Below are 12,929 nucleotides of genomic sequence, written 5' to 3' on the forward strand. Positions count from 1 at the left end.
ATCAGTCGCGTATCAGTCGCGAATCAGTCGCGAATCCGTCGCGAATCCGTCGCGAATCTGTCGCGCTTCAGTCGGCCAGCAGGCCGGCGCGGGCGGCGATGAACTGTTGGGCCGCTTCGGCCTGCAGCGCATGCGCGCCATGCTGCACGCGGCTGCGGCCGGCGGTGCGGACATCCGCTAGTGTCTCATGACCGTGGTTGGCGAACACGTGGGTGGCCAGCGCCTGCGCGCCATCAAGGCAGGCCAGCGTCGGATGCGCACCGTCCAGCACCACGAAGTCCGCCTGCTGGCCAGGTTCCAGCCCGGCCACGTCGCGGCCACTGGCGCGTGCGCCGCCTGCCACGGCCTCCAGATAGAGTCGATCGGCCACCTGCAGGTGGGTATCCGAGGCCAGTACGTTGCGCTGCTGCAAGCCCAGCCGCTGGCCGTACTCGAACAGGCGCAGTTCCTCGGCCACGCTGACGCTGGCATGGCTGTCTGAGCCGATGCCCCATGCGCCGTGCTGCGCGAGGTAAGGCGCCGCCTCGAACACGCCGTCGCCGAGGTTCGCTTCGGTGGTCGCACAGATGCCGGCCACGGCGCCGCTGTGCGCGAGGCGTCGGCGTTCATCCCAGTCCATGTGCGTGGCGTGCACCAGGCACCAGCGCGCGTCGACATCGACATGATCGAACAGCCATGTCACCGGGCGCGTGCCAGACCAGGCGATGCAGTCGTCGACTTCGCGCTGCTGCTCGGCAATGTGGATATGGACCGGCGCCTGCGCGTCGATCGCCTTCAGCCCCGACAGTGCATGCAGCAGGCTGTGTTCGGGCACCGCGCGCAGCGAATGCGGCGCCAGCCCGAGACGTGCGCCGGCTTGCGCGCACACCGGCGACAGGCGCTCCAGCAGCCGCAGCATGGCGTCGGTGTCATGCAGGAAGCGGCGCTGCTCGGCCAGCGGCGGCTTGCCGCCGAAGCCAGCGGTCTGGTACAGCACCGGCAGCAGCGTCATGCCGATGCCGGTGCGCTGCGCCGCACGCAGCAGCCGCAGCGACATCTCGGCGGCATCGGCGTAGGGCTTGCCGTTGGCGTCGTGGTGGACGTAGTGGAACTCGCACACGCTGGTGTAGCCCGCGCGCAGCATCTCGATGTAGAGCTGCGTGGCGATGGCTTCCAGCGTATCTGGCGAGATCCGCTGCGCGAAACGGTACATCAGCGTGCGCCAGCTCCAGAACGAATCGGAACTGGCGGGGTTGTCGCCATGCGGGCGGCTGCGGCATTCGGTCAGCCCGGCAAAGCCGCGCTGGAATGCGTGCGAATGCAGGTTGGGCATGCCCGGCAGCACCGGGCCCGCTGCGCGCGGCACGCCGGCACTTGCAGTGGCGCCGGCTTGCACGCTGGTCAGGCGGCCCTGCTCGTCCCACGCGAGCAGCACGTCGCGCGCCCAGCCTTCGGGCAGCAGGGCCCAGTCTGCGAAGAGCTGTGATGCGCTCATGCCGATACGCCTCCCTGCGCCGGATAAACACGCCCTTGCCGCACGACCGCGGCAGCAGGATTGCGGCCGAACCAGTACGCCAGCTCCGCCGGCGAATCGACGCGCCACAGCACGAAGTCGGCCGTGCGCCCCGCTTCCAGCTTGCCGTGGCGATCCGACGCACCCAGCGCGCGCGCCGCATGCTGGGTCACGCCGGCCAGCGCTTCGGGCACCGTCAGGCGGAACAGCGTACAGGCCATATTCATCATCAGCAGCAGCGACGTCACCGGCGAAGTGCCAGGGTTGTGGTCGGTCGAGATCGCCATCGGCACGCCGTATTGGCGCAACAGCGCGATCGGCGGCAGGTTGGTGTCGCGCAGGAAATAGTAGGCGCCGGGCAGCAGCACCGCGACCGTGCCGGCTTCGGCCATCGCGGCCACGCCGGCCTCATCGAGATGCTCGAGGTGGTCCGCCGACAGCGCGCGATGGCGTGCGGCCAGTGCCGCGCCGCCGAGGTTGCTGAGCTGCTCGGCGTGCAGCTTGACGCGCACGCCGTGGCGCGCTGCGGCATCGAAGACGCGTTCGGTCTGCGCGATCGAGAAACCGATCGATTCGCAGAAGGCATCGACGGCGTCGACCAGCCCTTCTTCGGCAAGCGCCGGCAGCATGGTATTGCACACCAGGTCGATGTAGTCGTCGGCGCGGCCAGCGTACTCGGGCGGCAGCGCGTGCGCGCCAAGAAAGGTGGTGTGCACCGACACGCCGAACTGCTCGCCCAGCCGGCGTGCCACGCGCAGCTGCTTGCGCTCGGCTTCGAGGCTGAGGCCGTAGCCCGACTTGATTTCGATGGCGGTCACGCCCTCGGCCAGCAGCGGTTGCAATCGCGCAGCGGCCTGCGCGAACAGCGTGTCTTCGTCGGCGGTGCGGGTGGCGCGCACGGTCGAGACGATGCCGCCGCCGGCGCGTGCGATTTCCTCATAGCCCGCGCCGGCGAGGCGCATGGCGAACTCGTCGGCGCGCTGGCCGCCGTAGACCAGGTGCGTGTGGCAATCGACCAGTCCCGGCGTGATCCATGCGCCGTTGGCGTCGTGGCGCGGCCGGTCGCGGTAAGCCTGCGGCAAGTCGGCCGCGACGCCGAGCCAGGCAATGCGGCCGTGCTCGACCACGAGCGCGGCATCGCGGATGGCGCGCACCGGATCGGCATCGGGCAGCAGGTGGCAGTTGTGCCAGACACCATCGGCACTGGCGGCGGTGGCGGTGCCGGGTACGGAAGGCAGCGTCATTGGTCGGACTCCATTTCCAGCGTGACACACAGGCACAGCGCATCGTCGCCGCCCGGTGCAAAAGCTTGCCAGCCAGCGGATTCGCCGGCGGCATACAACAGACCTTGTCCCGCTTCCAGCGCGGCGGCCGGCTGCGCATCCTGCGCCAGCCAGGTGCCGGACACGGCAAGCAGGCAAACCGTATCGGCACCGGTGCTGACGGCAAACCCGTGGCGGAAGGCGTCGACGCGCGCGCGGCAGCGGCCACGCCGCGTCATCACGTTAAAGTCGCGCGTGGGTCCGTCGAGCAATGCCGACTGCAGGCCGGTGTCGCCCGAGAACGCAAACGGCGCACCCGGCTGCACGAGCCGGTGGCTGAAGCTACCGTCGTCGGCGCTAAGCACCACGCCAGCGCCGTCGAGCAACACGATCTGGCGGTCGATGCCGGGAAAGGCGGAGAACGGGCCATCGGCTTCGATATCGGCCACGCTCAGCCGCCAGACAAAGTCGTCCATGCCGGCGCCCGCTGGCCACACCGCGATCTCGCGCGTGTTGCCGCCGCCGTTCTTCCAGCGCGTCGGGTCGATGGCCGCGAGCGCGAAGTGCCGCGACATCACGGTGCTCATACGCCCTTCACCATCGGCAGGTTCAGGCCCTTCTCATGCGCGCATTCGATGGCGATGTCATAGCCCGCATCGGCATGGCGCATCACGCCGGTAGCCGGATCGTTCCACAGCACGCGCTCGATGCGTTTAGCTGCTGCATCGGTGCCGTCGCAGACGATCACCACGCCGGAGTGTTGCGAGAAGCCCATGCCCACGCCGCCGCCGTGGTGCAGGCTGACCCAGGTGGCGCCTCCGGCGGTATTGAGCAGCGCATTCAGCAGCGGCCAGTCGGACACGGCGTCGGAACCGTCGCGCATCGCCTCGGTCTCGCGGTTGGGCGAGGCCACCGAGCCGCAGTCAAGGTGGTCGCGGCCGATCACCACCGGCGCCTTCAGCTCGCCCGACTTCACCATCTCGTTGAAGGCCAGGCCGGCGCGGTGGCGCTCGTCCAGGCCTACCCAGCAGATACGCGCCGGCAGGCCCTGGAACGCAATGCGGTCGTGCGCCATGTCGAGCCAGCGGTGCAGGTGCTTGTCCTCGGGGAACAGCTCCTTCATCTTGGCGTCGGTCTTGTAGATATCCTCGGGATCGCCCGACAGCGCGACCCAGCGGAACGGGCCCTTGCCGCGGCAGAACAGCGGGCGGATATAGGCCGGCACGAAACCCGGGAAATCGAAGGCGTTCTGCACGCCCTCATCGAACGCCACCTGGCGGATGTTGTTGCCATAGTCCACCGTCGGCACGCCGATTTTCTGGAAATCCAGCATAGCCTGCACGTGCTTGACGATCGACGGGCGCGCGGCGGCCTCCACCGACTTGGGATCGTGCTTGCGTGCGTCTTCCCACTGCTCGACAGTCCAGCCTTGCGGCAGATAGCCGTTGACCAGGTCATGCGCAGAGGTCTGGTCGGTAACGATATGCGGACGCATGCCGCCGGCCTGCGCGCGCCTGGCCAGTTCCGGCACGATGTCGGCCGCGTTGCCGAGCAGGCCGACCGAGATCGCCTCCTTCTTTTCCGTGGCCTCGGCGATCATCGCCAGCGCCTCGTCCAGCGTGGTGGCCTTCTTGTCGAGGTAGCGCGTGCGGATGCGGAAGTCGATGCGCGATTCCTGGCACTCGATCGCCAGCACGCACGCGCCCGCGAGCACGCCGGCCAGCGGCTGCGCGCCACCCATGCCGCCGAGACCGGCGGTCAGGATCCACTTGCCCGACAGGTCGCCGTTGTAGTGCTGGCGACCGGCTTCGACAAAGGTCTCGTACGTGCCCTGCACGATGCCCTGCGTGCCGATGTAGATCCACGAGCCCGCGGTCATCTGGCCGTACATCATCAGGCCGGCGCGGTCCAGTTCATTGAACTTGTCCCACGTGGCCCAGTGCGGCACCAGGTTGGAATTGGCGATCAGCACGCGCGGCGCGTCCGGGTGCGTGCGGAACACGCCGACGGGCTTGCCTGACTGCACCAGCAGCGACTCGTCCTCGCCCAGGCGGCGCAGGCTGTCGAGGATGGCGTCGAAGCATTCCCAGTTGCGCGCGGCCTTGCCGATGCCGCCGTACACCACCAGGTCCTGCGGGCGCTCGGCCACGTCGGGGTCAAGGTTGTTCTGGATCATGCGGTAGGCGGCTTCGATCAGCCAGTTCTTGCAGTGCAGCTGGGTGCCGCGCGGGGCGCGGATTTCACGCTGGCCGCGCTGGAGGGATTGGGATTCGGGAGCGTTCATGTGTTTGTTCTCCTTTGGATGGCGCTTGTGGCGCGATCGATTCAGGCTGATGCCACTTGAGACGTGATTGCGACTGGATGCGCTGGCCCTCTCCCCCGCCCCTCTCCCGCAAGCGGGAGAGGGGAGACACCAGACAGCACCTGAACGGCCGTCGGTTTGCTCCCCCCTCCCGCGCGCGGGAGCGGGGCCGGGGGAGAGGGCCGGTGCCTCAACCCGCGTTGGTCGGCAAAATTTCCCGCACGGCGGCAGGCCACCCAGCCCCCGCATCGCCCTGTACCACCCACTGCTTCATCGCTTCGATATCCGGCGCGAGGTAGCGGTCGCCCTCCACAAAATCCACCCGCGCACGGATGCGGGCCAATTCCTGCTCCACCAGCGGCGACGACTTCAGCGGCCGATGGAACTCGATGCCCTGCGCCGCAGCCATCGCCTCGATGCCGACCACCACCGCGGTGTTGGCCGCCATATCGCCCAGCCGGCGCGCGCCGTAGGTGGCCATCGACACATGGTCCTCCTGATTGGCCGAAGTCGGCAGGCTGTCCACGCTGGACGGATGCGCCAGCGACTTGTTCTCGGAGGCCAGCGCCGCGGCAGTCACCTGCGCAATCATGAAGCCCGAGTTCAAACCGCCATCGCGCACCAGGAACGGTGGCAGGCCCGACAGTCCGGTATCGAGCAGCAGCGCCAGGCGGCGCTCGGAAATCGCGCCGATCTCCGCGATCGCCAGCGCAATGATGTCGGCGGCGAAGGCCACCGGCTCGGCGTGGAAGTTGCCACCGGAGATCACGTCGCCCTGCTCGGGGAACACCAGCGGGTTGTCCGATGCGGCATTGGCTTCGATCTGCAGGATGCGCGCGGCGTGCTGCAGGTTGTCCAGGCAAGCGCCCATCACCTGCGGCTGGCAACGGATCGAGTACGGGTCCTGCACGCGGCCGCAGGCCTTGTGCGAATCGACGATCTCGCTGCCATCCAGCATCGCGCGCACGGCGCTGGCCACCGCGATCTGGCCGGCCTGGCCGCGGGCCTCATGGATGCGCGCGTCGAACGGCTTGACCGAGCCCTTGATGGCTTCCAGCGACAGCGCGCCCGCCACCAGGCCGGCTGCGAAGGTGTCCTCGGCGGCGAACAGGCCGGCCAGCGCCAGCGCGGTCGACACCTGGGTGCCGTTGAGCAGCGCCAGGCCTTCCTTCGGGCCCAGTTCGAAAGCCTTCAGGCCAGCATGGGCCAGGCCCTCGGCTGCCGGCAAGCGCTTGCCGTCGACCAGCACGTCGCCCACGCCGATCAGCGTGCACGACATATGCGCCAGCGGCGCCAGGTCGCCCGATGCGCCCACCGAACCCTTGGCCGGGATGCACGGCGTCACGCCGTGGTTGGCCAGCGCCAGCAGCGCCTCGATCAGTTCCGGGCGAATGCCCGAGTGGCCGCGCGCGAGGCTGACCGCCTTGATGGCAAGGATCAAACGCACGGTGTCCCCGGCCAGGTCCGGGCCGGTACCGACGCTGTGCGACAGCACCAGGTTGCGCTGCAGCTGCGCCAGCTTGTCGTTGGGGATGCGGGTCTGCGCCAGCTTGCCAAAGCCGGTATTGATGCCGTAGACGACGGCGTCGGCGTCGATGATGTCCTGCACGGTGGCCTGCGCCGCGCGCACGCCCGCCCAGGCGGAATCGGCCATGGCCAGGCGCACTTCGCCGCGGTAGATGCGGCGCAGGTCGGCCAGGGTGACTTGGCCCGGCTGCAGGGTCAGCAGCGGGCGGGAGGCTTGGTCGTGTTGGCTCGCAGTCATTTGTATGTTCCTGTCTATACAGCTTAGGATAAAAATTGAAGCAGTGGCTGACCCTCGCGGTTGGTAACGCGCGGCTCAGCCGAAAGCGGGATTGCCGTCGGCGCGGAAGCGGCTGCCGAGGCGGTAGCGGTTGCCCGGATGCAGGCAACGGACGAACGTCACCGGCACACTGTTGGTCCAGGTACGGCGGGTCAGCATCAGGCAGGGCTGCGTCGGCGGCATTTCCAGCTGCGCGGCCTGCTCCGGCGTGGCGGCAATGGCATCGACCACATGCTCCACCTGATCGTAGGGCACGTGGCGCAACAGGTATTCGCCGGGCTGGGTCGCACTGAAGTCCTGGCCGATGAAATCCGGCGCCACGCGCGGGTTCACATAGCGGTCTTCCAGCTGCACCGGCACGCCGTCTTCACGATGCACGCAGACCGAATGGAACACCGACTCGCCGGTATGCAGCTCCAGCGCGGCCGCCACCTCGATCGACGCCGAGACCCGCTCGACCAGGATCACGTCGCAGGCGTAGTCATGCCCGCGCATGCGGATCTCGTCCTGCAGGTTGACCACGGACAGCAGCGTCGACTGCGGCTTGTGCTCGGCCACGAAGGTGCCGACGCCTGCGACACGCACCACCCGGCCCTGCTCCGACAGCTCGCGCAGGGCCCGGTTGACGGTCATGCGCGACACGCCGAAGCGGTTCACCAGTTCCTGCTCCGACGGCACCCGGTCGCCCGGCTGCCACGCGCCGCTCTGGATCTGGCGGGCGATGTACTCCTTCACCTGCTGGTAGAGCGCGGTGGGAGAGGAAGCAGGGGTGGCGGAGCCGACGGCGTGGTTCATGGCGTTTCAGTGCTCGGCCGCGGCAATCGCCTCGGCGCGGATTTCCTCGGTCAGCCGCGCCTTGAGCGCGGAAAACTCCGGGGAGGTCTTGATGGTGTAATGGCGCGGATGCGGGAAGTCGACCGCGATATCGCTCTTGATCCGACCCGGCCTGGCGGAAAACACCGCCACCCGGTTGGCCATGAAAATGGCCTCGTCGATATCATGGGTCACGAATAATACCGTCTTGCGCGCCGCTTCCCATATGCCGAGCAACAACTCCTGCATCAGCACGCGGGTCTGGTTGTCGAGCGCGCCGAAGGGCTCGTCGAGCAGCAGGATCTTGGGATCGTTGGCCAGCGCCCGCGCGATCGCGGTGCGCTGCTGCATGCCGCCCGAGAGCTGCTTGGGGAAATGGTGCTCGAAGCCACGCAGGCCCACGCGCTGGATAAAGAAGTCGCTGCGCTCCTTCTGGTCGGCCGCGCTCATGCCGCGCTCGCGCAGGCCGAAGCGCACGTTCTGCTCGATCGTCAGCCACGGGAACAGCGTGTACGACTGGAACACCATGCCACGGTCCGCACCCGGAGCGGACACCGGCTGGCCGTCGAGCAGCACGCGGCCGGTGGACGGCGTATCCAGCCCGGCGACGATGCGCAGCAGCGTGGACTTGCCGCAGCCCGACGGGCCCAGGATGGTGACGAAGTCGTTGTCGCGCACCTCGAAATCGACCGGCTGCAGCGCCAGCGTCTGCCCGCCACGCGGGTTGGCGAAGGTACGCGAGACCTGCTGGATGGACAGTGCGCTCATTGGATCGAACTCCACGGGAACAGGCGCTGGTTGGCGCGCTTGAAGACAAGGTCGGAGACCAGCCCGATGCAGCCGATCACGATGATGCCGAAGATGATCTGCCCGGTATTGAGCAGCGCCTGGCTGTCGGTGATCATGTGGCCGATACCGGACGACGAGCCGATCAGCTCGGCCACGATCACATAGGTCCAGGCCCAGCCCAGCACCAGCCGCAGGATTTCCGCGATTTCCGGCGCCGCGCCCGGGATCAGCACGCGGCGCACGATGCCGGCGCTGTTGGCGCCCAGCGTGTAGGCCGCCTCCACCAGGTCCTTGCGCGCCCCACCGACGGCCACCGCCACCATCAGCACGATCTGGAAGAACGAGCCGATGAAGATCACCAGCAGCTTCTGCGTCTCGCCGATGCCGGCCCACAGGATCAGCAGCGGGATGAAGGCCGACGCGGGCAGGTAGCGGCAGAACGAGACGAACGGCTCGAAGAACGCCTCGGCAGCCTTGTACGAGCCCATGAAGATGCCCAGCGGCACGGCCAGCACCGCGGCCAGCACGAAGCCGCCGAGCACGCGCCAGACGGTCATGCCGATGTCGCCGATGAAATTGTGCTCCGTGAAAAGGATGAAGCCCTCCTTGGCCATCGTCATCGGATCGGCCAGGAACGTGCGCGGCACGAAGCCGCCCAGCGTCACCGCGGCCCAGATGCCGAAGAACAGCACGAAGAAGGACAGCCCCAGCATCCAGCGCGCATTGGGCGCGACCGGAACCAGCGGCGACAGCCACGGATGGCGCCGCCGCGCGGGCGCTGCGCCGGGCGCGGCGCCCGCCGCCGCGGGGCGGGCCGAAGAACCTACATGGGCTTGCGTCATGACGTCACGCCTCCTTGCGACTGCTCTGCTTACTTGAGGAAACGCGCGTCATACAACGCCGTCACGTCGGGCACCTGGCGGATCACGCCGATGTCCATCAGCACGCCCGCCGCTTCCTTGCTGAAGCTGGCGAGCTCGCCGGCAAAGAACTTCTTGTTGGCCTCCCGGTCCTGCCAGCGCAGGTAGGCGGAAGACTTGGCGAACTGCTCGGCGGTCTGCTTGACCGCGGCGCCCATGATCTCGTTGGACTTCTCCGGCTCCTTGCGGATCATCTCCAGCGCTTCGAAATAGCTGTCGACCAGCGCCTGGGCCGCCTTGGAGTTCTCCTTGAGCCACTTGGGCGCGCAGCCCAGCGTGTCGGTCACCATCGGGTAGTCCAGCGTGGTCGCCAGGATCTTGCCCTTGTCCGGGTTCTGGCGGACGGTGGACAGGTACGGCTCGTAGGTCATGGCGCCGTCGTTCTGGCCGGCCACGAAGGCCTGCGCGGCCGCCTGCGGCGACAGCGTGGTGGTCTTGACGTCCTTGAGCGACATGCCGTTTTTCTTCAGCATCCAGGCCAGGCCGAAGTACGGCGCGGTGCCCGGCGCATCGACGCCGATGGTCTTGCCCTTCAGGTCGGCAAAGCTTTTGACATCGCCCCGCACGGCCAGGCCGTCAGCGCCATAGGACTTGTCGAGTTGCACGATCTGGGTGATGGGCACGCCGTTGGCGTTCCAGGCCACATGGGTCTCGACGGTAGTGGCCGCGCACTGGATCGCACCGGAGGCCAGCGCCAGGTGACGGTCCTTCTGCGGGATCATCTTGATGTCGACCTCGACGCCGTTCTTCTTGAAGATGCCTGCCTTGTCGGCCAGCGTCAGCGGCGCGAAGCCGGTCCAGCCGCTCATGCCGAGCGTGACCTTGGTGGTCTGCGCATGGCCGGCGCCGGCCATGGTGACAGCCGCGGCAAATAGCGCGGCCTGCATTGCCTTGCGGCCACGAACCCTGCTTTGAATCCTGCCCTGCATGCGGCTTTCCATCCTCATCGGTACGCTCCTTTGGTGTGTCCGTCGACGGCAGGCCATGCTTGTGGCGTGCTCGTTTTCGGGCATTAAACAATGCCTGTATATACAAGTCAACGTAGGGCTTCCACGGAGGATCTGACAGTCACTTTTCCTTGGGAATCGCCATTTGACAGGGATTCATCAATGACGACGTTGATGCTGCCGCGCACTGTTGGTGCCGGCAGCACCACACCGAGGCATCAGATGTGTTGCTGTATAGACAGGGGTTAGGCGCGCTCGGAGCGAGCAAGGCGCGTGCCAAGGACAGGCGCGGTCAGGCGTCGAAGAAGGAAGCGACGGTGGGATAACGCAGCCGCAGGCGCAGTTCGCGTTTGAGCCGGCGATTATCAAGCCGGCGCGATTCGCTCATGAAGCTCAGCAGCGTCGGCTCGATCACTTCGCGCGCCTGGCCGCGCGTGATGCGCGGCGGGCGTGGCAGGCCGCGGCGATCGGCTACCAGGTCGAAGTAGTCGGCCATGCGCAGCTCGGTATCGTCGCTGGCGTGGACCACGCGCTGCGGGCGGCCGCGGAACAGCGCGGCGACCATGATGCGGGCCAGGTCGTCGGCGTGGATATGGCTGGTGTAGACGTCGTCCTGCGGCACCAGCGCGGGCGTGCCCCGCTTGAGCCGTGCCACCGGCAGCCGCTCGGCGGCATAGATACCCGGGATGCGCACGATGCTGGTGCGCCAGCCGGCATCGCGGCCAAAGGCGCGCACCGTCCCCTCGGCGGCCACGCGGCGGCGCGCGCGCGCCGTCTGCGGTCGCACCGCATGGACTTCGGACACCCGTGCGCCCTGCCGGTCGCCGTAGACGCCGGAGGTGCTGGCGTAGACAAACGCAGCGCGGGGCGGGGCCTCGTCGGGTAGAATGGCGGGCTTGCCAGGCTGCCGCCAGGCCTTGCGGCGCAAGGCGGCGAGCAAGGCACGTGTGCGCGGATCGCCTTCGCCCTGACCGGGCGGCGGCGCCAGGTCCAGCACCTGCGTGGCCAGCCCCCGCAGCCGCGCCAGCGTTGCCGGCCGGTCCAGGTCCGCCACCAGCGGCACCGCGCCGGCGGCGCGCAGTTCGGCGCGGCGCGCCGGCTGCGACGTGACGGCAAACACGCGCATGCGCGACGACAGGATTCGCAGGCAGCGCGTCCCCACATCCCCGCACCCGACGATCAACAGGCGCGGACGGCCCAGCCGACGGCTGGGGACCGGCAGGACTGGGAGGCGCGAGGGCTGCAGCATCGACTGAATTTGGCTCATAGACCGATTATGGCTTATCAAGTAACCGTCATGCCCAGTGGCCACAAGTTCGAAGTGGCTACGGACGAAACCATCCTCGGCGCAGCCCTGCGCCACAGCATCGGCCTGCCCTACGGCTGCAAGAACGGCGCCTGCGGCTCGTGCAAGGGCCGCGTGCTGGAAGGCACCATCGTGCAGGGCGACCACGCCCCGGCGGCACTGACCGCGCAGGAAAAGACCGAGGGCCGCGCGCTGTTCTGCTGCGCCAACGCCGCCTCGGACATCACCATCGAATGCCGCGAAGTCCACGGCGCAGGCGACATCCCGATCAAGAAGGTGCCGTGCCGCGTGACCTCGCTGGAGCGCCTGGCCGACGACGTGATCGCCATCAAGCTGCAGCTGCCCGCTACCGAGCGCATGCAGTACCTGGCCGGCCAGTACGTGGAATTCCTGCTGCGCGACGGCAAGCGCCGCAGCTATTCGATCGCCACGCCGCCGCACGAGGACGGCCCGATCGAGCTGCATATCCGCCATATGCCGGGCGGCGCCTTCACCGACTACGTGTTCGGCGCCAAGGAAGGCCAGCCGGTCATGAAGGAGCGCGACATCCTGCGCTTCGAAGGGCCGCTGGGCAGCTTCTTCCTGCGCGAGGAATCGGAGGCTCCGATCATCCTGCTGGCTTCCGGCACCGGTTTCGCGCCGATCAAGGCCATCGTCGAGCATGCCGCCTACACCGGCATCACGCGCCCGATGACGCTGTACTGGGGCGGCCGCCGGCCCAAGGACCTGTACATGCACGCGCTCGCCGAGCAATGGGCGCGCGACCTGCCCAACTTCAAGTACGTGCCGGTGGTGTCCGACGCGCTGCCCGAAGACAACTGGGAGGGCCGCACCGGCTTCGTCCACCAGGCCGTGATCGCCGACCACCCCGACATGTCGGGGCACGAGGTCTACGCGTGCGGGGCGCCGGTGATGATCAACGCCGCGCGCGGCGACTTTACCCGTCAGTGCAAGCTGCACGAAGACGCGTTCTTCGCCGACTCGTTCACCTCCGAGGCCGACATGCACCCGGCGGGATCGGCTCCGGCCACTCCGGCGGCCTGACGCCCGCCAGCCGTTCCCTCAGCGCAACAATGCCCGGGCCTGCCAAAATTCGTTTTGACACCCGGGCACATGCGCCTTATATTTGCCCGCATGCATACGACCTTCAACCGACGCCGCAGCTTCCGTACGTCGCTCCCCACTGGGGTGCCGCGCGGCTGACCGTCGACTGCGTCTGTTCAGGTCAACGAGCCACGGGCAACCCCCGTGGCTTTTTGTTTTTCCGCGTTTTACCTGCTTGTCCGTCCATCGT

At 67.9% G+C, this 12,929-nt stretch carries 11 protein-coding genes; 1 reads left to right on the forward strand and 10 read right to left on the reverse strand.

The genetic code is table 11. The annotated features are described in order from the left end of the window. Window positions 1–67: 67 nt before the first annotated feature. The 10 genes from LPA45_RS13935 to LPA45_RS13980 all read right to left on the reverse strand — a co-directional run bounded on the left by LPA45_RS13935 (window position 68) and on the right by LPA45_RS13980 (window position 11,596). Window positions 68–1,474: a formimidoylglutamate deiminase gene (locus LPA45_RS13935; protein WP_317923515.1), complete on the reverse strand. Its 1,407-nt coding sequence runs from the start codon at window positions 1,472–1,474 to the stop codon at window positions 68–70. Then, entirely contained in the window at window positions 1,471–2,736 is a 1,266-nt protein-coding gene (gene hutI / locus LPA45_RS13940) for an imidazolonepropionase (RefSeq protein WP_317923517.1), read from the reverse strand. Before hutI ends, LPA45_RS13935 begins: the two co-directional genes overlap by 4 nt. Then, the gene (locus LPA45_RS13945) at window positions 2,733–3,341 is read right to left on the reverse strand and encodes a HutD family protein (protein WP_317923519.1); all 609 of its coding nucleotides are present in this window, start codon (window positions 3,339–3,341) and stop codon (window positions 2,733–2,735) included. The genes hutI and LPA45_RS13945 overlap by 4 nt, the downstream gene beginning before the upstream one ends. Next, on the reverse strand, window positions 3,338–5,038 hold the full coding sequence (gene hutU / locus LPA45_RS13950; RefSeq protein WP_317923520.1) for a urocanate hydratase: 1,701 nt from the start codon (window positions 5,036–5,038) through the stop codon (window positions 3,338–3,340). The genes LPA45_RS13945 and hutU overlap by 4 nt, the downstream gene beginning before the upstream one ends. Window positions 5,039–5,246: 208 nt before the next feature. Continuing rightward, entirely contained in the window at window positions 5,247–6,821 is a 1,575-nt protein-coding gene (gene hutH / locus LPA45_RS13955; RefSeq protein ID WP_317923521.1) for a histidine ammonia-lyase, read from the reverse strand. Between the two features lie 75 nt (window positions 6,822–6,896). Beyond that, window positions 6,897–7,655 carry a histidine utilization repressor gene (gene hutC / locus LPA45_RS13960; protein ID WP_116318012.1) on the reverse strand — a complete coding sequence of 253 codons (759 nt, stop codon included), beginning with the start codon at window positions 7,653–7,655 and terminating at the stop codon, window positions 6,897–6,899. Between the two features lie 6 nt (window positions 7,656–7,661). Further along, entirely contained in the window at window positions 7,662–8,441 is a 780-nt protein-coding gene (locus LPA45_RS13965; RefSeq protein ID WP_116318013.1) for an ABC transporter ATP-binding protein, read from the reverse strand. Continuing rightward, on the reverse strand, window positions 8,438–9,304 hold the full coding sequence (locus LPA45_RS13970) for an ABC transporter permease (RefSeq protein WP_116318014.1): 867 nt from the start codon (window positions 9,302–9,304) through the stop codon (window positions 8,438–8,440). The genes LPA45_RS13965 and LPA45_RS13970 overlap by 4 nt, the downstream gene beginning before the upstream one ends. A gap of 29 nt (window positions 9,305–9,333) precedes the next feature. Next, window positions 9,334–10,269: an ABC transporter substrate-binding protein gene (locus LPA45_RS13975; protein ID WP_376790647.1), complete on the reverse strand. Its 936-nt coding sequence runs from the start codon at window positions 10,267–10,269 to the stop codon at window positions 9,334–9,336. A 352-nt stretch (window positions 10,270–10,621) separates the two neighbouring features. Then, window positions 10,622–11,596 (reverse strand): NAD-dependent epimerase/dehydratase family protein, encoded by a 975-nt coding sequence (locus LPA45_RS13980; RefSeq protein WP_116318016.1) that lies wholly within the window; start codon window positions 11,594–11,596, stop codon window positions 10,622–10,624. Between the two features lie 9 nt (window positions 11,597–11,605). Here LPA45_RS13980 and LPA45_RS13985 point away from each other — a divergent pair, with 9 nt between their 5' ends. Beyond that, entirely contained in the window at window positions 11,606–12,679 is a 1,074-nt protein-coding gene (locus LPA45_RS13985) for a CDP-6-deoxy-delta-3,4-glucoseen reductase (protein WP_116318017.1), read from the forward strand. Window positions 12,680–12,929 lie beyond the last annotated feature (250 nt).

This window comes from Cupriavidus sp. Agwp_2, from assembly GCF_040784895.1.
Classification (GTDB): domain Bacteria; phylum Pseudomonadota; class Gammaproteobacteria; order Burkholderiales; family Burkholderiaceae; genus Cupriavidus.

What these genes read in the sequence shown, in the direction of transcription:
- hutI (WP_317923517.1), bottom strand. Translation starts at nt 2,736, where the DNA reads ATGACGCTGCCTTCCGTACCCGGCACCGCCACCGCCGCCAGTGCCGAT.
- LPA45_RS13975 (WP_376790647.1), bottom strand. Translation starts at nt 10,269, where the DNA reads ATGCAGGCCGCGCTATTTGCCGCGGCTGTCACCATGGCCGGCGCCGGC.
- LPA45_RS13985 (WP_116318017.1), top strand. Translation starts at nt 11,606, where the DNA reads ATGGCTTATCAAGTAACCGTCATGCCCAGTGGCCACAAGTTCGAAGTG.
- LPA45_RS13980 (WP_116318016.1), bottom strand. Translation starts at nt 11,596, where the DNA reads ATGAGCCAAATTCAGTCGATGCTGCAGCCCTCGCGCCTCCCAGTCCTG.
- hutU (WP_317923520.1), bottom strand. Translation starts at nt 5,038, where the DNA reads ATGAACGCTCCCGAATCCCAATCCCTCCAGCGCGGCCAGCGTGAAATC.
- hutH (WP_317923521.1), bottom strand. Translation starts at nt 6,821, where the DNA reads ATGACTGCGAGCCAACACGACCAAGCCTCCCGCCCGCTGCTGACCCTG.
- LPA45_RS13945 (WP_317923519.1), bottom strand. Translation starts at nt 3,341, where the DNA reads ATGAGCACCGTGATGTCGCGGCACTTCGCGCTCGCGGCCATCGACCCG.
- LPA45_RS13935 (WP_317923515.1), bottom strand. Translation starts at nt 1,474, where the DNA reads ATGAGCGCATCACAGCTCTTCGCAGACTGGGCCCTGCTGCCCGAAGGC.
- LPA45_RS13965 (WP_116318013.1), bottom strand. Translation starts at nt 8,441, where the DNA reads ATGAGCGCACTGTCCATCCAGCAGGTCTCGCGTACCTTCGCCAACCCG.
- hutC (WP_116318012.1), bottom strand. Translation starts at nt 7,655, where the DNA reads ATGAACCACGCCGTCGGCTCCGCCACCCCTGCTTCCTCTCCCACCGCG.
- LPA45_RS13970 (WP_116318014.1), bottom strand. Translation starts at nt 9,304, where the DNA reads ATGACGCAAGCCCATGTAGGTTCTTCGGCCCGCCCCGCGGCGGCGGGC.